Source organism: Methylobacterium sp. Leaf123 (genome assembly GCF_001423405.1).
Taxonomy (GTDB): domain Bacteria; phylum Pseudomonadota; class Alphaproteobacteria; order Rhizobiales; family Beijerinckiaceae; genus Methylobacterium.
Genome location: NZ_LMNS01000038.1, coordinates 244,647 through 264,805, shown reverse-complemented (window position 1 = coordinate 264,805; position 20,159 = coordinate 244,647). Strand labels below are relative to the sequence as shown.

The following is a 20,159-nucleotide window of genomic DNA, read 5'->3' as shown; positions in this document are numbered from 1 at the left end:
GATGGCTGACACTCCCGACCTCGCCGCCGCGCTGATCGCCGAGAATTTTATCCGCGATGCGGGCGGCGTGCTGCGGGTCGGCGGCCTGCCGCTGACCGATCTCGCAAGAGAATTCGGCACGCCGCTCTTCGTCTACGACGCGGACACGATGCGCCGGACCTACCGGGCCCTGTGCGAGGCCCTCGCCGGCTTCGCGGCGGTGGATTTTTCGGTCAAGGCGAACCCGAATCCGGCGGTGATCCGCGTGTTCTCCGAGGAGGGCGCGGGGGCCGAGATCGCTTCCGGCGCCGAGTTCGACGCCGCGATCCGGGCGGGCGTTCCGCCGGAAAAGATCCTGTTCGCAGGTCCGGGCAAGGGCGCGGCCGATCTCGACCGGGTGATCGGCGGCGGCATCGGCGAGATCCATCTCGAAAACCGCGAGGAGATGGTTCGCGTCGCGGCCGCCGCCGAGCGCCACGGCGTGCGCGTGCGGGTGGCGCTGCGGATCAATCCCGGCGCGACCGCGCAGGGCGGGGCGATGCGGATGGGCGGCAAGCCCTCGCCGTTCGGCTTCGATGAGGAAGACTTGGACGCCGCGATCGACGCGGTGGAGGCGCAGGGCGCGCTTCGCCTCGTCGGGCTCCACCTGTTCGCCGGCACCCAAGGGCTGAAGGCGGACACCCTCCTCGGCCAATGGGTCTACGGGCTCGGACTCGCGGCGCGGATCGCGACGAGGATCGGGCGGCCGCTGGAGACGATCGATCTTGGCGGCGGCCTCGGCATCCCGTACTTTTCCGGCGACACCGCCCTCGATCTCGGCGCGATCCGGGCCGGGCTGCCCGACCTGACCGCGACCCTGCGGGCGGACCCGCTGCTGGCGAGCGCCCGCGTGGTGCTGGAGCCCGGCCGCTATCTTACCGGGCCGGCCGGCGTTTACGTCGCGCGGGTGCTGGCGGTGAAGGAATCGCGCGGCAGCCGCTTCGTCATCACCGATGGCGGCATGCACCACCACCTCGCCGCGAGCGGCAATCTCGGCCAGATCGTCAAGCGCGACTTTCCCCTCGCGGCGGTGACCGATGCGGGTGGTGCATCCGCGCCGACCGCCGTGGTCGGCCCGCTCTGCACGCCCCTCGACATGCTGGCCCGCGCCGCCCCCCTGCCGCCGCTGGCCGAGGGCGATCTCGTGGCGGTGCTGCAATCGGGCGCCTACGGGCTCACCGCGAGTCCGACCGGATTCCTGAGCCACCCGACACCGGCCGAGGTGCTGGTGGACAGGGGTGAAGCCGCGGTGATCCGGGCGCGGGGCTGATCCTCGCCCCGCACCCGTCTCCCTCCCTACGGAGGGGCAAGGGAGCGCCGGGCCCGGCATCGCCGTCGCGGCGGCGGAGGTAAGGAGGCGCCGTCTCAATCGGCGTCGGACGCCGTCGTGATCCGGTTCAGCTCCGCCATCGCGTCATCCGGCAGCGTGATGTCGGCCGCCGCCACGTTCTCGCGCAGATGCTCGACCGACGAGGTGCCGGGGATCAGCAGGATGTTCGGCGACCGGCGGAGAAGCCATGCCAGCGCCACCTGCATCGGGGTCGCGCCGAGCCGCTCGGCAACCCGGGAGAGGGTCATCGACTGAAGCGGGTTGAAGCCGCCGAGCGGAAAGAACGGCACATAGGCGATCCCGGCCGCGGCGAGTTCATCGACGAGGGCATCGTCCTCCCGGTGGGCGAGGTTGTAGGCGTTCTGCACGCAGACGATCGGTGCGATTCCACGTCCCTCCGCGACCTGCCGGGCGGTCACGTTGCTGAGCCCGATCTGCCGCACCAGACCCTGGCGCTGCAGATCCGCCAGGACGGCGAGCGGGGCCGCGATGGAACCCTCCGCCGGCCCGCGCGCGTCGAACATGATGCGCAGGTTGACGACGTCGAGCGCGTCGAGGCCGAGGTTGTGCAGATTGTCGTGGACCGCACGCGTGAGGTCGTCCGCCGAGAAGGCCGGTTGCCACGACGCGTCCGGTCCCCGTTTCGCGCCGATCTTGGTGACGATGACGAGATCGTCCGGGTAGGGATGAAGCGCCTCCCGGATGATCTGGTTGGTGACGTGCGGGCCGTAGAAATCGCTGGTGTCGATGTGATCGACGCCGATGGCGACCGCTTCGCGCAGGACAGCGACGGCGCGGTCCCGGTCCTTCGGCGGGCCGAACACATGCGGTCCGGCCAGTTGCATCGCCCCGTAGCCCAGGCGCTTCACCGCACGCTCGCCCAGGGCATAGGTCCAGGCTTTGCTGAGGTCGCTCATGACGTCTTTCCCTTGTGATGCCCTCCTTTCTAAGGTTCGTCCGATTGCGCGATAAGACGGTTTAATCGGCACAGTGTGTGCGGATCGGCGAACAAGGGGGCGAAGGGTGGCGGCTGATCTCGGTGACTTGGCCGCCTTCGTCGCCGTGGCGAAGGCCGGCGGCTTTCGCGACGGCGCGCGCGCCAGCGGCCTGAGCGCCTCCGGCCTGAGCGAGGCCGTTCGCCGGCTGGAGACACGGCTCGGTGTGCGGCTCCTGAACCGCACGACGCGCAGCGTCGCGCCGACCGAGGCGGGCACCCGTCTCTTGGAGCGCCTGACGCCGGCCTTGAACGAGGTCGAGGCGGCTCTCGATGTGGTCAACGGCTTTCGCGACCGGCCGGCCGGCACGCTCAGGCTCAACGTGCCGGTCAGCGCCGCCCGGCTCGTGCTCCCCAGGATCGTGCCGCCTTTCCTGGCCGCCTATCCCGAGATTCGTCTCGACGTGATCGCCGAGGACAGCTTCGTCGATGTCCTGGCCGCGGGCTGCGATGCCGGCATCCGCTACGACGAGCGGCTCGAGCAGGATATGATCGCCGTGCCGATCGGCCCGCGGCGGCAGCGCTACGCCACGGCCGCCGCGCCGTCCTATCTCGACCGATGCGGCCGGCCCGAGCACCCGCGCGATCTTCTCGGTCATGCCTGCATCGGCGGCCGTTTCGCCAGCGGCACGAGGCTGGCCTGGGAGTTCGATCGGAACGGGGAGAGCGTGCGCATCGATCCGAGCGGCCCGCTCATCGTGCGCGTCGGCACCGCCACCGATCTCGCGGTCGATGCCGCGGTCGCCGGGGTCGGGATCCTCACCCTGTTCGAGGATTGGCTGCAGCCGCATCTCGACAGCGGCGCCCTGGAGCCCGTGCTGAAACCGTGGTGGCAGGCCTTTCCCGGCCCGTTTCTCTACTATCCCGGCCGCCGCTATGTCCCCGCGCCGCTTCGCGCCTTCGTCGATTTCATCGGAACGCAGCGGTGGGACGCCTGACACCGGGCGAGCCGCATTCTGCCCCGTCCCGACCCCGCAACCGCTGGGAAGCCACGGCCTCCGTCCGGGCGAGCGCCGGAAAAGCAAAAAACCCCGGCCTTGCGGCCGGGGCTGAAGTCGGTCTCGAACTTTTGGATGGTTTAGAAGAACCCGAGCTTCTTCGACGAGTAGCTGACCAGCATGTTCTTGGTCTGCTGGTAGTGGTCGAGCATCATCTTGTGGGTCTCACGGCCGATGCCGGACTGCTTGTAGCCGCCGAAGGCCGCATGCGCCGGGTAGGCGTGGTAGCAGTTCGTCCAGACGCGGCCGGCCTGGATGGCGCGGCCGAAGCGATAGGCGCGGGTTCCGTCGCGGGTCCACACGCCGGCGCCGAGGCCGTAGAGCGTGTCGTTGGCGATGGCGAGCGCGTCCTCGTCGTCCTTGAAGGTCGTGACCGAGAGGACGGGCCCGAAGATCTCCTCTTGGAAGATCCGCATCTTGTTATGGCCCTTGAACACCGTCGGCTGCATGTAGAAGCCGTCGGCCAGATCGCCCTCGCGGGTGCCGCGGGCGCCGCCCGTAAGGCACTCGGCGCCTTCCTGCTTGCCGATATCGACGTAGCTGAGGATCTTCTCGAGCTGCTCCGAGGAGGCCTGCGCGCCGATCATCGTGGCCGGATCGAGGGGCGAGCCCTGGGTGATCGCCTCGACGCGCTTGATCGCGCGCTCGATGAAGCGGTCGTAGATCGATTCGTGCACGAGCGCGCGGCTCGGGCAGGTGCAGACTTCGCCCTGGTTGAGGGCGAACATGGTGAAGCCTTCGAGCGCCTTGTCGAAGAAGTCGTCGTCCTCGTTGGCGACATCGCCGAAGAAGATGTTCGGCGACTTGCCGCCCAGCTCCAGCGTCACCGGGATCAGGTTCTGCGAGGCGTATTGCATGATGAGGCGGCCGGTGGTCGTCTCACCGGTGAAGGCGATCTTGGCGATGCGCGGGTTCGAGGCCAGCGGCTTGCCGGCCTCCAGGCCGAAGCCGTTGACGACGTTGATGACGCCCGGCGGCAGCAGGTCGCCGATCAGCTCCATCACCACGAGGATCGAGGCGGGGGTCTGTTCGGCGGGCTTCAGGACGACGCAGTTGCCGGCGGCGATCGCGGGCGCCAGCTTCCACACCGCCATCAGGATCGGGAAGTTCCACGGGATGATCTGGCCGACGACGCCGAGCGGCTCGTGGAAGTGGTAGGCCACCGTGTCGTGGTCGATCTCGGAGATGCCGCCTTCCTGGGCGCGGACGCAGCTCGCGAAGTAGCGCCAATGGTCGATGGCGAGCGGGATGTCGGCGGCGGTGGTCTCGCGGATCGGCTTGCCGTTGTCCCAGGTCTCCGCCAGCGCGATCAGATCGAGGTTGTCCTCCATCCGGTCGGCGATCTTGTTGAGGATGCGGGCGCGCTCGGCCGGCGCGGTGCGACCCCAGGCATCCTTGGCGGCGTGCGCGGCGTCGAGCGCCCGCTCGATATCCTGCGCCTCGGAGCGGGCGACCTCGCAGATCACCTTGCCGGTGATGGGGGAGGTGTTCTCGAAGTAGCGGCCGCTCGCCGGCGCGACCCACTGGCCGCCGATGAAGTTGTCGTAGCGCGCCGAGAACGGCGACTTCGTCTTGGCATCCGCCAGGAATTCAGGCTTGTTCATCGCGTTTCCTCCAATGCGCCTGTGCGTTGACCGCTCTTGCCGCCGGTCTTGCCGCGTCTTCGCGGGAGACAAGAGCAGTCGCCCCGTCCGATCAAGCTGGACTTTTGTCCAATGCGGCTTCTGGCGGCCGCTCACTTGATTGTCTTCGCACTTGTTTTGCCTGCCGCGGGGGCGGCTGCAGCTCCATTAGTTAGACCCTTTCGGGTCCCCTGGCGACCCCGCCCTTTGTCCAAGACGCGGGAGCGTGGCGCCCTCGTCGGGCCGTCGGGGCGCATCGGTCTCAAGGCCGTTCCGCTGCAGAATCAGGCCGGTGACGCGGCCCGTTTCGTCAGCGGTGAAGCGGATCTGCGCATCGACCCCGCGCAGGAAGAAGGCGCGCTCGCCCTCGGGGAAGAGTTCGTTGCGCGGCTGCCGCGTGGCTTGCGCGAAGATCCGCCCGTCCTCGACCGTCACGGTGATCTCGGAGCCCGGCCCCAGGGCGTAGCGGCCGGCGAGCGCCGCCAGGCCGGAGCGGTCGATGGCGACCTCGCGGTGCTCTTGCGGCGGCGCGGCGAGCACGGCCCGCGCCTCCTCCGCGGTCACGCGCGGTCCGGTCCGGTCGCGGCCGTCGCGATGCAGGATCACCCCGGTGGGCGTGCCGTCGGGCTCCGTCTCGAAGGTCAGGCGCATGTCGGTGACGGGGCTGACGAAGGTGCGGTCGCTCTCGGGCACGAAGGGGAAGGCGGGCTCCCGCAGCCCCGGCCCTTCCGTCCGCACCGTCAGGCCTCGGCCGTCGCGGGTGACGGTGAGGAAGGCGCGCGGGCCGACGCGGTAGGTGCCGGGGTAGCGATCGAGGATCACGTCCTCCAGCACGATCTCTTCGGGCGCCGCGTAATGGCCGAGATGGAGCGCGGCGAGGTCGCGGGCGATCTTCTGGGCCGGGGCGGTCTCGGTGTTCGAGAGGACGATCACCGTGAGCCGGTCGTCGGGATAGACGTCGTTGATCGAGAGGAAGCCGGGGATCGACCCGGCATGGCCGAAGACGCGGTGGCCGCTCGTCTTGTCGCCGGGTTTCCCAAAGGCGCGGGAGACGAACCAGCCGAGGCCGTAGCCGGTGCCGCGATCGTCGAACATCGCCGCGCGCGAGGCTTCGGAGAGAAGGCGCGGGCCGGCGAGCGCCTCGTCCCAGGCGAGCAGGTCATCGACCGTGGAATAGAGCGCGCCCGCGGCATAGGCCGAACTCGCCGCCATCGGCACGGCGTTGCGCCACTGCGCCCGCCCGCGCCGGTAGCCGGCGGCCCGCCGCGGCAGGATCACGGTGAGGTCGTCGTAGCCCGTCGCCTTCAGCCCCAGCGGCGTGAGGATGTTTTCGCGCAGGTAGCCTTCGTAGGAGAGGCCCGAGGCGGCCTCGATCACCATCCCGAGCAGCACGTAATTGGTGTTGCTGTACTCGAAGCGTGTCCCCGGCGGGAACAGCAGCGGGTCGCCCGCCGTCAGCGCCACGATCTGCGCGGGCGTGTGATCGACCCGCGCGATCTGGTCGTAGTAGTTCGGCAGCGCCGTGAAGTTGATGATGCCGGAGCGGTGCTGGAGCAGGTGGCGCAGGCTCACCCCCACCCAGGCCTCCGGCACGGACGGAACCCAGCGCCGGAGGGGATCGTCGAGCCCGAGCCGGCCGGCCTCGGCGAGCTTCAGCACGGCCGCGGCGGTGAAGGCCTTGGTCAGCGAGCCGATGCGGAAATGGGTCTGGGGCGTGTTGGGGATCTCCCACTCGCGCTCGGCGAGACCGTAGGCTTGGCGGAAGACCGGCCGCCCATCCCGGGCCACGAGGATGACGCCGGAGAACAGACCCGCCTCGACGTAGGGGGCGACGAGGTTGCGCGCCCGCGCCGCCTCATCGTCCTGCGCGCGCGCTGGGCTGAGGGCGGCCAGCGCGAGGGCGACGACGAGCCAGGCTGCACGGAGGGGCCGCGCGCGGCGCGGGTTCACGGGGGCATGGTTCACAGGGGTGTCGCTCACGGGCTCCTGTCTCCTCACGGTCGGCGACAGACTTGGAAACAAACTTGGCCGCGAAGCAGAGGCCGGCTTTGCGGCTGCGGCGTGGCGCATGCGGCCGCGCACGGAGCGGGCCAGTCCCGGATGCCATCACGCTTTTGCCGCGACCCGCTGCGACAAACTCCTGGCGCGGGCGAAAGCCCCAGCGCTTGCGGGGTTTTCCTCGGCGCCGCAGACGAGACATCAGAGGCAGACGATCATGTCGAACCTATCGCGCAGCCTGTTCGCCGCGTCCTTCTCCGCCCTCCTCGCCGGAACCGCCCTGGTTCCGGGCGTCGCGCTCGCCCAGGCGAAGCCGGCCGTCGCCCCCCAGAGCACGGCCGCCGCGCCGGAGCCGGGCAAGGAGATCGCGCTGACGCAGGGACAGATCGACGGCCTCCTCGTCGCCCAGCCCGAACTCGCGGCACTGCCCGGCGCCGCGCCCGACAAGCCCGATCCGAAGGCCGAGGCGCAGGCGCAGGCTCAGGCCGAGGCGATCGTGAAGCGGAACGGCTTTGCCAGCCTCGAAGAGTTTCAGGACGCCAGCGACACCGTCGATGCGGTGCTCGGCGGCATCGATCCCGAGACGAAGAGCTATGTCGGCGCAACGCTGTTGCTGAAGAAGCAACTGGCGGCGCTCCAGGCCGATAAGGCGATGCCCGCCAAGGAAAAGGCCGAGGCGGTCAAGGAGATCAAGGCGGCGCTCGCGGCGGGCGAGCCCGAAAAGCCGTCGCTGGCCAACATCGCCCTCGTGACCCAGAACTACGCCCGGCTCAGCGCGGCGATGGCCGAAGGCGACGGGAAGCCGAAATAGGCGCTGCGCCACGGACAACCCTCCCGCCCGTACGGGGAGGGATAGCGCCGGCTTTCCCCGCGTTACGACAGGCCAATCCTTTATCCCGCTGCGCCCGGTCTCCGGCCGGGTGCTGCCCCTGAGAGCATCCGCAACCGTGACATCCTCCCCTCGGCCCACCCTCGGAAGCCCCGCCTCCGAGGCCTCGCCGGGTGGTTTGCCGGAGGCGACCCCCTCCCCCTGGGTCGGGCCCGGCTTTGCCGAGTTCGTCGGCATCGTCGCGCTGATGATGGCGGTCACCGCCATGTCGATCGACAACCTGCTGCCGGCCTTCCCGATGATTCAGGAGCGGTTCGGGGTCGCCGATCCCAACAGCCTGCAACTCCTCGTCTACGTCTACATGATCGGCTTCGGGGTGGCGCAGATCGTCTACGGGCCGGTCTCGGATGCGCTCGGGCGGCGGCCGACGCTGCTGATCAGCCTCGGCATCTACACCGCGGGCTGCATCCTCTCGATGCTGGCGCCGAGCTTCGAATGGCTGCTCGCCTCCCGCATCATCCAGGGCATGGGCGCGGCGGGCGGCCGGGTGCTCGCCACCGCCATCGTGCGCGACCGCTTCTCCGGTCGCGAGATGGCGAGCGTGATGTCGCTCATCATGATGGTGTTCCTGATCGTGCCGATGCTCGGGCCGGCGATCGGAGCGACCATGCTGCTGCTCGGCTCGTGGATCTGGGTGTTCGTGTCGATGCTGGCGCTGGGCGGCATCCTCACGCTGTGGTTCGCCCTGCGCATGCCCGAAACGCTGCACCCCGCGTACCGCCGCCCGCTCTCGCTGCGGTCGACGGGGCAGGCACTGCTGACGGTGCTGCGCACCCGCGCGGCGATCGGCTACGCCACGGCGCTCGGCCTGCTGACGGGCTGCATCATGGGCTATGTCGGCTCGGCCCAGCAGGTGTTCGACACCGGGCTCTATCATCTCGGCGGGTTGTTCCCCGTCGCCTTCGGCGTGGTGGCCGGCGCCATGGGCGCGGCGACGCTGATCAATTCCCGCGTCGTGCGCTGGCTCGGGATGCGGACCTTGTCCCATGCGGGCGTGACCGCCTTCACCGCGGTCGGCCTCGTGCAGGTCGGCATCGGCCTGCACTATCAGGGGCATCCGCCGCTGGTGCTGTTCCTCTCGGTGCTGGCGCTGAACCAGTTCCTGATCAGCTTCGCCCTGCCGAACTTCAACGCCCTGGCGCTGCAACCCCTTGGCGCGATCGCCGGCACGGCCTCGTCGTTCCTCGGCTTCTACACCACGATCCTGGGCGCCTTCTGCGGCTTCGTCATCGGGCATGCCTTCGACGGCACGGTGATGCCGGTGGCCTATGGCTACGCCATCCTCGGCGCGCTGGCCTTGCTCACCGTGGCCTGGACCGAGCACGGCCGGCTCTACCGCGCCGGCGCCTCCGGCTGAGACCGGCTGGCGGCCCGGATCGCATCCGGGCCGCGGACCCCGGTCAGGCGTTGGCGCCGCCATCGACCGTGAGCGTGGTGCCCGTGATCTGCCGCGCGGCCGGGCTCGCCAGGAAGGCGACGGCGGCGGCGATGTCCTCGGGCCGGCCGTAATGGCCGAGCGCGGTCATCGCGCGCTGGGTGTCCGATTGTGCCCCGTCGGAGGGGTTCATGTCGGTGTCGGTCGATCCCGGCTGCACGAGGTTCACGGTGATGCCCTGAGGCCCGAGTTCGCGGGCGAGCCCGCGGGTCAACGAGAGCAGGGCGGATTTCGTCATCGAGTAGACCGTCACGCCGGCAAAGGGCACGCGCTCGCCGAGCGACGAGCCGATCGAGACGATCCGGCCGCCCTCCCCGAGATGCGGGATGGCCGCTTGCGAGGCCAGCACCACCGCGCGCACGTTGACGGCGAGAAGCGCGTCGATATCGGCGAGCGGCATCTCCGAGACCGGACCGCCGCGGGCGATGCCGGCATTGTTGACGAGGATGTCGAGCCCGCCGAGTTCCGCGACGGCCGCATCGACCGAGTGCTTCACCGCCGCGGCGTCGGCGCTGTCGGCCTGGATGGCGACGCCCCGCCGGCCCCGTGCCTCGATCGCGCGGACCACCTCGGCCGCCCGCTCGGCCGAGCGCTCGTAGGTGATCGCGACATCCGCGCCCCGCTCCGCCAGCGCCAGCGCGATGGCGGCCCCGATCCCGCGGGAGGCGCCGGTCACCAGGGCGCGTCGACCTGCCAGTTCACTCATGACTCGATCTTTCTGTATCGAACAATACAGAAATGGCTAGGAGCGTTGCCGGCCAGGGTCAAGCGAATTATAGAATGAGCGATGCAGAATTCTGGGCCGGCCCCCGCCTCCGGTAACGCGCCGCCGCGCCGCGGTCGCGGCCGGCCGCGGGCCTTCGACCGTGAGGCCGCCCTGACCGAGGCGATGCACCTGTTCTGGCGCAAGGGCTTTGCCGCCACCGCCATCTCCGAGTTGACCGCGGCGATGGGGATCGGCGCGCCCAGCCTCTATGCCGCGTTCGGCTCGAAGGAGGAGCTCTATACGGAGGCACTGCGCCACTACCGCGAGCGATACGAGGCGCAGGTCTGGGGCAACTTCGCCGCGGCCCCGACCGCGCGCGCGGCCGTCGAGGCGCTACTGACGGATACGGCTGTCGCCCTGACGCAGGTCTGCGCGCCCGAGGCGGCGCGCGGCTGCATGGTGACGCTCTCGGCCGTCGGCGGCGAGGGCCATGCGGATCTCGGCGCCTGCGTGCAGGCGGCGCGGGCCCTCGGCTTCGAACGCGTCGTGGCGCGGCTGAGCCGCGCGGCGGCGGAGGGGGAGTTCGACGCGTCGGTCGATATCTCCGCCCTCGCCCGCTTCGTCATGACGGTGCAGGGCGGCCTGTCGCTTCAGGCCCGCGACGGCGCGAGCCGGGCCGAGTTGGAGGCGGTCGCCCGTCTGACCATGGCGGGATGGGACGCGAGGGTCGCCGACTGAGGCGGGCGTCCCTCAGGCCGCCTCGTCCTCGGGGATGACATCGACCTCGACGGTGAGCTTCTGCTCCCCCGCGGAGGCGACCATGCCATCGATGGGGGCGACGTCGGCATAGTCGCGCCCGCGCGCCACGACGATGTGGTCGTCGCGCACGACGCAGGCATTGGTCGGGTCGAGGCCGATCCAGCCATCCGCCCCCGCGCCGGTCTCGGGTCCGCACCAGAGGGCGACCCAGGCGTGGCTGGCATCCGCCCCGCGCAGGCGTGGGCGCCCGGCCGGCGGCCGGGTCCGCAGGTAGCCGCTGACATAGGCCGCCGGCAGGCCGAGCCCGCGCAGGCCGGCGATCATGACGTGGGTGAAGTCCTGGCAGACGCCCGCCTTCAGGGCGAAGGCTTCCGCCAGCGGCGTCGAGACCGTGGTCGCCTTGGCGTCGAAACGGAAATCCTCGCGGATGCGATTCATCAGCTCGACCGCGCCGCCATAGGCGCTGCGCCCCGGCGGGAAGCTGGCGCGGGCATAATTCGTCACCGCCGGTTCGAGCGGCACCCGCTGGCTGCGGAACTGGAAATGCGCCGGCCCGTCCGGCCCCAGCGAGGGCAGCGCGAGGGCGGCCGCACGCACGGCCTCCCAGGGCAGGCCCGCCTCGGGCGGCGGCGGGGCCGGCCGCTCCACCGCGACGCGTGAGACCGCCTCGACCGTGAATTCGCGGTGGGACTCGTCGAGGGTCAGGGTCAGGGTCTCGAGGCCGAAGAAGTCGCGCCGCTCGAGACGGCTGGTCGGCGTGGGCGTGACGTGAAGCGCGCTCTCCAGCACCCGCTGCCCTTCGCCGTCGCGGGGGCGCAGGCGCAGGTTGCAGCGCGCGAAGCGGACGGCCCGCGCATAGCGATAGGTCGTCAGGTGACGCAGGCTGTAGATCAAGCGAGACCCGTGAGCTTCTCCGGCCGCAGGGCATCGGGGCCATTGGGGAAGTAGCGCCCGGCGATCCCGTCGGCGAGGCCTTCCAGATCCGCCTCGAACCGCTCCAGGGTCTCGGCGTCGAACGCGGCGGCCTCTGCCGTCTGGAGCGAGACCGCGAGCGCCAGCGCCCGGCGGCGATGCGGCTCGGGCAGCCCGTCGGCGGCCAAAGCCGGCAGGGCGTCGAGATGGGCGACCATCGCCTGAAGCTGGTAGGCGACGGAGCGGGGATTGTGGGGGTCGAGCACCGCCATGTCGCAGACCGCGTCGCGGCTCACGCCGACGAGGTAGCGGGCGCCGTAGGCGATCTGCGAATCGGCGAGTGAGAGCATCACGCCGAGATCCTCGGCGCCGGCCTCCTCGCTGCAGAAGCGGAGGGCGAAGCCGCAGGTGTTGATCGCCCGCTCGATGCGCCGGCCCATATCGGCGAAGCGCCAGCCGGCGGCATGGCCCATATTCTCGTGCATCAGGCCGGTGAGCGCGGCCAGATGACCGAGCGCCCGCTCGGCCTTGCCGAAGAGCTGCGCCTCGGTCGGCGCCCAGGCTTCGGTATAGGCCAGAGTGTCGCGCAGGTCGGCCAGAGCCCGCCAGGATTCGGCCGGCAGCCGCTCGCGCAAGGAGGCGGCGATGCGCCGGGCCTCCAGCACATGGGCGAGGCCCGAGCCGGGGAGCGCCTTGCCGGAGAGTGCCTCCGCGGCCACGGAGGCGGGCGGAAGATCGACCGCGCTCACCGCGCCCCAATCCTTGAGCAGCGCGCGGATGGCGAGCGCCGTCGGCGCGCCCTCCTCGCCGGAGGCGTCGGCGGCGATCGCCGCGCTGAACACGCCAAGATGGGCCTGGACGAGGCGGATCACCGCCTCCGCCCGCTCGAGGTAGCGCCCGAACCAGAACAGGTTGTCGGCCGCCCGCGACGGCAGATGGCCGGCGATGCGGCGGATGCGCGGCGCGCTCGCGTGCACCAGGGTCGGGGTATCGACGGGCGTGTCGGACAGGACCCAGACGTCGGCGGAGCGGATGCCGGCGCGCATCTCGCTCGGGTCGCCGCCCTCGTGCTCGGCGACGCGGCAGAAGGCGCTCGGCAGCACGCGCCAGCCGTCGGGCGTGGCGGCGGCGAAGACGCGCATGACGAAGGGGCGCGCCACGAGCCGCCCATCCTGCCATGCGGGCATGGTCGAGAGCGGCGCGGGCTCCTGCGCCACCCAGTCGAACGGCCGCTCGCGCAGGGACGCGACGGCGCGGGCGCGGGCGGCGTCGAGGGCCGGGCCGGCCAGCATCGCGTCGCGCTCCGGGCCGCGCACCGGGGTCGCGGCGGCGCGCAGGGTCAGGCGGTCGAGATTGGCCAGGGCGTGATCGAGGCCGTCCGGATCGCCGCACCACCAGGTGCGGGGCCCCGTGAGCCGCAATTCCTCGCCGGTGAGCCGCCGGGCGATGGCCGGCAGGTAGGGCCCGAGGGCGGCCGATTCGAGCACGCCGGAGCCCGGCATGTTGCCGACCACGGCGCCGCCCCGGCGCAGCACTTGGAGCATGCCGGGCACGCCGAGGCGCGAATCCGAGCGCAGCTCCATCGGGTCGAGATAGTCGGCATCGATCCGGCGCCAGACCGCGTCGGTGCGCTTCAGCCCGGCGATGGTGCGGACATGCAGGAGCCCGTCACGCACGACGAGGTCGTCGCCCTCCACCAGCAGGAAGCCGAGATAGCGCGCGAGCGCGGCCTGCTCGACATAGGTGCTGCTGTAGGGCCCCGAAGTCAGCAGGCAGATGCGCGGATCGCTGCGGGCGCAGGAGGCGGCGAGCCCGGCGCGGAACGCCTGGAAGAAGCCGGGCAGGCGCTCGACATGGAGGTCGGCGAACAGGTCCGGGAAGGCGCGGGCGAGCACCATCCGGTTCTCCAGCGCGTAGCCGAGGCCGGAGGGCGCCTGAGTGCGGTCGGCCAGAACCTGCCAGCGCCCATCGGGGCCGCGACCGACATCGGCGGCGTAGATCGGCAGCCAGCGCCCGCCGGGCGGGGCGATGCCGTGAACGGGCCGGAGATATTCGGGATGCCCCGCGACTACGCCCGCGGGCAGAAACCCTTCGGCGACGAGCCGGCCCGCGCCGTAGATGTCGGCGACGATGCGCTCCATCAGCCCGGCGCGCTGGACAATCCCGGCGGACAGCTCCGCCCAGTCGGCGGCGTCGATGACCAGCGGCAGCGAACCCAGCGGCCAGGGATGCTCGCGCCCGTCGCCATAGACCCGGTAGGAGATGCCCGCGTCGCGGATATGCCGCTCGGCGGAAAGGAAGCGGGCGGCGACCTCGCGGTCGTCGAGCCGGGCGAGGCGCTCCAGAAAGCGCGGCCAGCCGCCGCGCAGGTTGCCCTCCGCATCGACCAGCTCGTCGGCGAGGCCGGGGCGGGGCGCGTAGCCCTCCGTCCAGCGACGCATGCGCGCGGCCGCGTCGTCGGCCGCCCAGGCGGAGGCGTCGGGCGGCGGCCCGTCCGCGAGGGCGGCCGATCCACTCATTGGGGTGCGGGCGTGCGAAGGTCGAGGGTCAGGGGGAACTCGTCCGTGCGCTCCTCGGCCGGCGTCGCGATCCGGCCGGGGGTGTGGCCCATGGCCTCGAACCGGGCGAGGCGGCGCCCCTCCGCCTCGTAGGCGTTGACGGGGAAGCTGTCGTAGTTGCGCCCGCCGGGATGGCTGACATGGTAGCGGCAGCCGCCGACCGAGCGGCCGCTCCAGGCGTCGAAGATGTCGAAGGTCAGCGGCCCGTGCGGCGGGATCGTCGGGTGCATCGAGGAGGCGGGCTGCCACGCCTTGAAGCGCAGGCCCGCGACCGCCTCGCCGCTGGCGCCGGTCGGCGTCATCGGCAGGCGTCGGCCATTGCAGGCGATCACGTGCCGGCCAGGGACGAAGCCCTCGACCTTCACCTGAAGCCGTTCGACGGATGCGTCCACGAAGCGCACGGTTCCCCCGGCGGCCCCCTCTTCGCCCAGCACGTGCCACGGCTCCAGCGCTTGGCGCAGTTCGAGGCTGACGCCGCCCTGCTCCACCCGGCCGAAGACGGGGAAGCGGAACTCGGCTTGGGCCGCGAAGGCCTGAGGGTCGAAGTCGTAGCCACCGCCGCGCAGGTCTTCCAGCACGGAGAGGAAGTCCGCCCAGAGGAAATGCGGCAGCATGAAGCGATCGTGCAGGGCCGTGCCCCAGCGGACACAGCCGCCGGTCTGCGGCTCGCGCCAGAGCCACGCCACGATGGCCCGCAACAGCACCTGCTGGGCGAGGCTCATGCGCGCATCCGGTGGCATCTCGAAGGAGCGGAATTCCAGCAGGCCGAGGCGGCCGGTGGCGCCGTCGGGCGAGAACAGCTTGTCGATGCAGATTTCGGCGCGATGGGTGTTGCCGGTGACGTCGGCGAGGATGTTGCGGAACAGCCGGTCCACCAGCCAGTGCGGGATGTTGGCCCCATCCGGCTCCGGCACCTGGGCCAGCGCGATCTCCAATTCGTAGAGCCCGTCATGGCGCGCCTCGTCCATGCGCGGCGCCTGGCTCGTCGGGCCGACATAGAGCCCGGCGAAGAGGTAGGACAGGCAAGGATGCCGCTGCCAGAACAGCACGAGGCTCTTCAAGAGGTCCGGCCGGCGCAGGAACGGCGAGTCGGACGGGGTGGCGCCGCCGAGCACGACGTGGTTGCCCCCGCCCGTGCCGGTGTGGCGCCCGTCGATCATGAACTTCTCGGCGCCCAGGCGCGTTTGGCGCGCCTCCTCGTAGAGGCCGCGGGTGATGTCGACCGCCTCGCGCCAGGAGCCGGCGGGGTGGACGTTGACCTCGATCACGCCGGGATCGGGCGTGACCTTGATGACCGAGAGACGCGGATCGTAGGGCGGCTCGTAGCCCTCGATATGGATCGGCTGACCGATGGTCTCGGCGACGCGTTCGAGATGCCCGACGAGGTCGATGTAGTCGTCGGCCCGCTCCACGGGCGGCATGAACACGCAGAGCACGCCGTCGCGCGCCTCGACCGACAGCGCGGTGCGCACGGCCACGCCCTCAATGCCGGCGCCGTTGGCCCGGTCGGCGCCCTTCGGCAGGGGGGCGTCACGGGGGCCGCCCGGTTCGACGGGCAGGTCGCCGCGCGCTTCGAGCGGGTCCTGCGGGTGGTAGTAGGGGTAGGAATCCGGCGGCACGTAGGGCAGCGAGCCGAGCGGCAGGCGGAAGCCCAACGGCGAATCGCCGGGATTCAGGTAGGCGCCGCCGCGGCGGAATTTCCAGGTCTCCGAGATCCAGGCCCGGCCCTCCCCCGCAGCGAGGTTGGCCAGCGGCAGCACGTAGCCGACGGGCTTGTCGAGGCCGCGCCCGAATACGCGCGCGAACCGGGCATCGGTCTCCGGGCTGCCGGTCCGCGGTTCCGCGGTCGTGACGTTGACCGGCAGCTCGCTCTCGCGGGTCCGCCAGTAGACCGCGTCCTCGTAGGCCGGGAAGACGAAGCGGGCGAGTTCGAGCCGCTCGGCGAGCGTGCCGATCAGCCGCTCGGCATCGGCGACGGTCGCGGTCTTCGGCCCGTCCTCGAGCGCGATCAGCGCGTCGTTCTTCCAGATCGGCACGCCGTCCTTGCGCCAGTAGAGGGCGAAGGCCCAGCGCGGCAGGCTCTCGCCGGGATACCACTTGCCCTGGCCGTAATGCAGCATGCCGCCGGGCGCGAAGCGGGTCCGCAGGCGGCGGATCAGCTGGTCGGCCAAGCCCCGCTTGGTCGGCCCCACGGCGGCGACGTTCCATTCGGGGGATTCGAAGTCGTCCACCGAGACGAAGGTCGGCTCGCCGCCCATGGTCAGGCGCACGTCCTGCTCGGCGAGATCGGCGTCGATGCGCTCGCCGAGCGCGTCCATCGAGGTCCAGACCTCGTCCGAGAACGGCTTGGTGATGCGCGGCGCCTCGGCGACGCGGCTGATCGTCATCTCATAGGCGAACTCGACCTTGGCCGGTTCGGCGAGCCCGGAGATCGGTGCGGCGGCGTTGTAATGCGCGGTGGCCACGAGCGGGATATGCCCCTCGCCCGTGAGCAGGCCGGAGGTCGCGTCGAAGCCGATCCAGCCGGCGCCCGGCAGGTAGACCTCGGCCCAGGCGTGCAGATCGGTGAAATCGGTCTTGGTGCCGGCCGGGCCATCCACGGCGGTGGTGTCGGGGACGAGCTGGATCAGGTAGCCCGAGACAAAGCGGGCAGCAAAGCCGAGCCGGCGCAGCACCTGCACCAGCAGCCACGCGGAATCGCGGCACGAGCCGCTCTGCAGGTTCAGCGTCTCGGCGGGCGTCTGCACGCCGGGCTCCATGCGCACGCCGTAATTCACTTCCGCCCGCAGCAGCGCGTTGAGCGCCACGAGGAAGGTGACCGTGTGGGTCTCCTCGGGAATGCGCGTGAGGAAGGCGTCGATCTCCGGCCCGTGCGCGTCGTCGAGGACGAGGTAGGGCGCGAGCGCGACCTTCAGATCCGGCTCGTAATCGAAGGGATGGCGCTCGGCATAGGGCTCAACGAAGAAGTCGAACGGGTTGATGACCGCGAGGTCGGCGGTGAGATCGACCTCGATGCGCAGTTCCGTGGTCTTTTCCGGGAAGACGAGCCGGGCGAGCCAATTGCCGGCCGGATCCTGCTGCCAGTTGATGAAGTGGTTCTCCGGCGTCACCTTCAGCGCGTAAGCCGGCACCCGGGTTCGCGCATGCGGCGCCGGGCGGAGCCGGATCGTCTGCGGCCCCAGCGCGATCGGCCGGTCGTAGCGGTAATGCGTGACGTGGTGCAGGGCGGCTTGGATCGACACGGAGGCTCCGAAGGCTTCTGCGATTGTCTCGAACGAGCGGGCGGTGCGCTCGGCCGCCGGTTGCATGCCTTACTACAGTTCAGGCGGCCGGTAGGTGCAATCGGATTAGCAAGAACCGTGCAGTGGCCGTTGCCTTGCATGGAACTTCGTCCGCCCCACACCCTTGGTTGATGCGGAAGGCCGCGCGAGCGGCCCGGTTCTTGTAGGGATCCCGCGACGGCCGAAGCGGGGGCCTCCCATGAAAATCTTCCAGTGCCAAGCCTGCGACCAGCCGGTCTCGTTCGAGAGCACCGTCTGCGAGAGCTGCGAGCGGCGGCTCGGCTATGTCTGCGATCGGCACGAGATCTCGGCGCTGGAGCCCAGCGGAGAGGATGAGCGCGGGCCGCTGTTTCGCGCCTATGCCCATCCCGGCCGCAAGTACCGCCTCTGCGCCAACGCGGCCCATGACGCCTGCAACTGGATGGTGGGAGAGGAATCCGAGGAGGCTTTCTGCGTCGCCTGCCGCCACAACCGGATGGTGCCGGATCTCGGCGTCGGGACCAATCTCGACCGTTGGCGCCGGATCGAGGCGGCCAAGCACCGGTTGTTCTACTCGCTCCTGCGCCTCGACCTTCCGCTGGTGACGCGGGAGCAATATTCCGACGGGCTCGCCTTCGATTTCCTCGCCGAATCCGCCGGACCGCCGGTGATGACCGGCCATCTCGACGGGCTCATCACCCTCTCCATCGCCGAGGCCGACGATGTCGAGCGGGAGCGCCGCCGCAAGCTCTTCGGCGAGTATTACCGGACCCTGCTCGGCCATTTCCGCCACGAGATCGGGCATTACTTCTGGAATCTGATGGTGCGGTTCGACGCGAGCCTGCCGACCTTTCGCGCCCTGTTCGGCGACGAGAGCGCCGATTACGGGGCCGCGCTCCGGCGCCATCACGCCAAGGGACCGCCGCTGCACTGGGAGGAGTCGTTCGTCTCGTCCTACGCCACCGCCCATCCGTGGGAGGATTTCGCCGAGACATTCGCTCACTACCTGCACATCATCGATACGCTGGAGACCGCCAGCGCCTTCGAGATCCGCTTGAAGCCGAAGCTGCGGGCCAAGGCGGAGCCGGCGGCCCCGGCCACCTGCATCGATTTCGATCCCTATGAGACGCCGGATTTCGAGCGGGTGGTCGAGGCATGGATCCCGCTGACCTACGCGGTGAACTCGCTGAGCCGCTCCATGGGGCAGCCGCCGCTCTATCCGTTCACGCTGACGCCGTCGGTGATCGCCAAGCTCGCCTTCGTGCATGAGCGGATCTACGCCGCCCGCGCCCCCGGCGGCTTCACGGAGGAGGCGAGCGCCGAGATGCTGAAGGCGGTGATCGCGGGGTTGCGCCAGCGTGTGGCGACCCCGACGAACTGACTTGGTTTCGCGGGGGCCGAAAGTGATCCGTCAAAACGACGAAGGCCGGATGAGGCTTTCGCCTCATCCGGCCTTCGGGCCGCAATGGTCTCGTGAACGGGTTACTGCGCCGGGGCCGGTGCCGCCGGGGTTTTGGGGGCGGGCTTCGGCGCCGGCTTGGTCGCCGGGCCGGCGCTGCCGGTGGCGGCGGGCGCGTTGGCGGCGGTGCCGGGGGCGGGCTTGGGTGCCCATTCGGCGTCGGCGCGGGGCCCGTTCGGGCCGTTGGTCGGGCCGGTGAGCTGGCCGGGCTGGGTGTCGGTCACCTTCTTCCAGGTCTGCGACTGGCACAGGAAGGCGATCAGGCAGCCCTTGACCGTCAGTTCTTCCGGCTCGTCCGACCAGACCGTGACGTCGTAGAACTTGCCGTCCTCGGCATTGTAGATCTTGCCCTCGTAATGGGCATCCTCGTTCAGCTTGAGGCCGAGGATGAGCTGGTGCCCGAGCGAGGCGCGGGTGCGCTTCTTCGCATCGGGGTTGCGGAAATCGACCCGCGGCTTGCCCTCGTCGTTGAGCGGCGTCTTCAGCCACACCGCGTAGCCGCAGAGGTTCTTCTCCTGCGGGCCGCACTTCTCGACGCGGATGCGCGCCTTGCCGTCCTGCGTCAGCCACGTGCCGCTCGGGTCATGGTGGGGCGCCGCGGCCGAGGCGGGCAGCACCGACAGGCCGCCCAGAACGGCGAGGCCGGCGGCGAGGGCCGCAACGCGGCCGGTGCGGAGGAAAGGCGCGCGCGCACCGATCGGTCCGAAGATCATGCAAACATCCCCACTCGGGCGCGGCGGCGAGTCCGGGCCGCGCCGTTATCCTGACGATTGGGCCGCCCGCGCACGGACCGTTGCCCCTTCGCCGCAGCCATCGAATGGGAAGGTGACCGGATCATGACCGCCGCGGGGCGGTTGCGACGCAATTGACCGGTCTTCGCACGCGGCATGCGAAAAGGGCTGGTGCGCATGGCACCGGCCCTTTCGGATTACTTCGGTCGAACCGCGACTTACTCGGCCGGGGCGAGATCGGCGGTGAAGTGGCCGCACCAATCCTTGGAGGCGACGACCGGCCACAGGCCCTGGCTCTGCGGGTCGGGCTGGCTCACCGGCGGGTTGAAGCGGCACAGTCCCTGGTCGCCCGCAGCCTGGGCACCGTTGGTCTTGTGGTCGTCGAAGAAGCGGCAGCTCTGGCAGGCGGCGTTGCTCGAGGAGGCCATGTTCTCTCTCCGGTTTTCGTTCGATCGTTGCTCGTTGGCGGGTCTGTCCTCGGGGCCGCTCG

Annotated in this window: 15 protein-coding genes; 6 read left to right on the top strand and 9 right to left on the bottom strand. The window is 70.6% G+C overall.

The window, feature by feature from the left end; translation table 11 throughout:
- The first annotated feature begins 1 nt into the window (after position 1).
- The gene (locus ASF53_RS20830) at positions 2–1,288 is read left to right on the top strand and encodes a type III PLP-dependent enzyme (protein WP_056203181.1); all 1,287 of its coding nucleotides are present in this window, start codon (positions 2–4) and stop codon (positions 1,286–1,288) included.
- A gap of 95 nt (positions 1,289–1,383) precedes the next feature.
- Here ASF53_RS20830 and ASF53_RS20825 read toward each other — a convergent pair whose 3' ends face one another.
- Positions 1,384–2,265, bottom strand: coding sequence for an aldo/keto reductase family oxidoreductase (locus ASF53_RS20825; protein WP_056203178.1), 882 nt, complete (start codon positions 2,263–2,265; stop codon positions 1,384–1,386).
- Between the two features lie 106 nt (positions 2,266–2,371).
- Here ASF53_RS20825 and ASF53_RS20820 point away from each other — a divergent pair, with 106 nt between their 5' ends.
- On the top strand, positions 2,372–3,280 hold the full coding sequence (locus tag ASF53_RS20820) for a LysR family transcriptional regulator (RefSeq protein WP_056203172.1): 909 nt from the start codon (positions 2,372–2,374) through the stop codon (positions 3,278–3,280).
- A 140-nt stretch (positions 3,281–3,420) separates the two neighbouring features.
- On the opposite strand, the gene adh is transcribed toward ASF53_RS20820, so the two are convergent.
- Both adh and ASF53_RS20810 read right to left on the bottom strand, forming a co-directional pair.
- Entirely contained in the window at positions 3,421–4,944 is a 1,524-nt protein-coding gene (gene adh, locus ASF53_RS20815) for an aldehyde dehydrogenase (RefSeq protein WP_056203169.1), read from the bottom strand.
- A 186-nt stretch (positions 4,945–5,130) separates the two neighbouring features.
- A complete protein-coding gene (locus ASF53_RS20810) occupies positions 5,131–6,942 on the bottom strand; it encodes a serine hydrolase (protein WP_056203166.1) in 1,812 nt (603 codons plus the stop codon).
- A 235-nt stretch (positions 6,943–7,177) separates the two neighbouring features.
- Between ASF53_RS20810 and ASF53_RS20805 the strand changes: the two genes are divergently transcribed.
- Entirely contained in the window at positions 7,178–7,771 is a 594-nt protein-coding gene (locus tag ASF53_RS20805) for a hypothetical protein (protein ID WP_056203163.1), read from the top strand.
- 196 nt (positions 7,772–7,967) lie between these two features.
- The gene (locus tag ASF53_RS20800; RefSeq protein WP_156635774.1) at positions 7,968–9,206 is read left to right on the top strand and encodes a multidrug effflux MFS transporter; all 1,239 of its coding nucleotides are present in this window, start codon (positions 7,968–7,970) and stop codon (positions 9,204–9,206) included.
- A 43-nt stretch (positions 9,207–9,249) separates the two neighbouring features.
- On the opposite strand, the gene ASF53_RS20795 is transcribed toward ASF53_RS20800, so the two are convergent.
- On the bottom strand, positions 9,250–9,990 hold the full coding sequence (locus tag ASF53_RS20795; RefSeq protein ID WP_056203160.1) for an SDR family NAD(P)-dependent oxidoreductase: 741 nt from the start codon (positions 9,988–9,990) through the stop codon (positions 9,250–9,252).
- 81 nt (positions 9,991–10,071) lie between these two features.
- Between ASF53_RS20795 and ASF53_RS20790 the strand changes: the two genes are divergently transcribed.
- Positions 10,072–10,728 (top strand): TetR/AcrR family transcriptional regulator, encoded by a 657-nt coding sequence (locus ASF53_RS20790; RefSeq protein ID WP_200943287.1) that lies wholly within the window; start codon positions 10,072–10,074, stop codon positions 10,726–10,728.
- A gap of 12 nt (positions 10,729–10,740) precedes the next feature.
- On the opposite strand, the gene ASF53_RS20785 is transcribed toward ASF53_RS20790, so the two are convergent.
- From ASF53_RS20785 to ASF53_RS20775, 3 genes are read right to left on the bottom strand one after another with little or no spacing between them, the layout of a single operon-like run.
- Positions 10,741–11,643, bottom strand: a complete 903-nt coding sequence (locus tag ASF53_RS20785; RefSeq protein ID WP_056203157.1) for a transglutaminase family protein — start codon at positions 11,641–11,643, stop codon at positions 10,741–10,743.
- Positions 11,640–14,180 carry a circularly permuted type 2 ATP-grasp protein gene (locus tag ASF53_RS20780; protein ID WP_056203156.1) on the bottom strand — a complete coding sequence of 847 codons (2,541 nt, stop codon included), beginning with the start codon at positions 14,178–14,180 and terminating at the stop codon, positions 11,640–11,642. Before ASF53_RS20780 ends, ASF53_RS20785 begins: the two co-directional genes overlap by 4 nt.
- The gene (locus ASF53_RS20775) at positions 14,177–17,461 is read right to left on the bottom strand and encodes a transglutaminase family protein (protein WP_056203878.1); all 3,285 of its coding nucleotides are present in this window, start codon (positions 17,459–17,461) and stop codon (positions 14,177–14,179) included. The genes ASF53_RS20780 and ASF53_RS20775 overlap by 4 nt, the downstream gene beginning before the upstream one ends.
- 238 nt (positions 17,462–17,699) lie before the next feature.
- Here ASF53_RS20775 and ASF53_RS20770 point away from each other — a divergent pair, with 238 nt between their 5' ends.
- Complete coding sequence (locus ASF53_RS20770) at positions 17,700–18,860, top strand: zinc-binding metallopeptidase family protein (RefSeq protein WP_056203153.1); 1,161 nt, start codon at positions 17,700–17,702, stop codon at positions 18,858–18,860.
- A 101-nt stretch (positions 18,861–18,961) separates the two neighbouring features.
- On the opposite strand, the gene ASF53_RS20765 is transcribed toward ASF53_RS20770, so the two are convergent.
- Positions 18,962–19,651 carry a DUF2147 domain-containing protein gene (locus ASF53_RS20765; RefSeq protein WP_056203150.1) on the bottom strand — a complete coding sequence of 230 codons (690 nt, stop codon included), beginning with the start codon at positions 19,649–19,651 and terminating at the stop codon, positions 18,962–18,964.
- A 236-nt stretch (positions 19,652–19,887) separates the two neighbouring features.
- Positions 19,888–20,097, bottom strand: a complete 210-nt coding sequence (locus tag ASF53_RS20760; RefSeq protein ID WP_056203147.1) for a hypothetical protein — start codon at positions 20,095–20,097, stop codon at positions 19,888–19,890.
- Between the last annotated feature and the right edge of the window lie 62 nt (positions 20,098–20,159).

What these genes read in the sequence shown, in the direction of transcription:
- ASF53_RS20830 (WP_056203181.1), top strand. Translation starts at nt 2, where the DNA reads ATGGCTGACACTCCCGACCTCGCCGCCGCGCTGATCGCCGAGAATTTT.
- ASF53_RS20825 (WP_056203178.1), bottom strand. Translation starts at nt 2,265, where the DNA reads ATGAGCGACCTCAGCAAAGCCTGGACCTATGCCCTGGGCGAGCGTGCG.
- adh (WP_056203169.1), bottom strand. Translation starts at nt 4,944, where the DNA reads ATGAACAAGCCTGAATTCCTGGCGGATGCCAAGACGAAGTCGCCGTTC.
- ASF53_RS20805 (WP_056203163.1), top strand. Translation starts at nt 7,178, where the DNA reads ATGTCGAACCTATCGCGCAGCCTGTTCGCCGCGTCCTTCTCCGCCCTC.
- ASF53_RS20795 (WP_056203160.1), bottom strand. Translation starts at nt 9,990, where the DNA reads ATGAGTGAACTGGCAGGTCGACGCGCCCTGGTGACCGGCGCCTCCCGC.
- ASF53_RS20790 (WP_200943287.1), top strand. Translation starts at nt 10,072, where the DNA reads ATGCAGAATTCTGGGCCGGCCCCCGCCTCCGGTAACGCGCCGCCGCGC.
- ASF53_RS20780 (WP_056203156.1), bottom strand. Translation starts at nt 14,180, where the DNA reads ATGAGTGGATCGGCCGCCCTCGCGGACGGGCCGCCGCCCGACGCCTCC.
- ASF53_RS20770 (WP_056203153.1), top strand. Translation starts at nt 17,700, where the DNA reads ATGAAAATCTTCCAGTGCCAAGCCTGCGACCAGCCGGTCTCGTTCGAG.
- ASF53_RS20765 (WP_056203150.1), bottom strand. Translation starts at nt 19,651, where the DNA reads ATGATCTTCGGACCGATCGGTGCGCGCGCGCCTTTCCTCCGCACCGGC.
- ASF53_RS20760 (WP_056203147.1), bottom strand. Translation starts at nt 20,097, where the DNA reads ATGGCCTCCTCGAGCAACGCCGCCTGCCAGAGCTGCCGCTTCTTCGAC.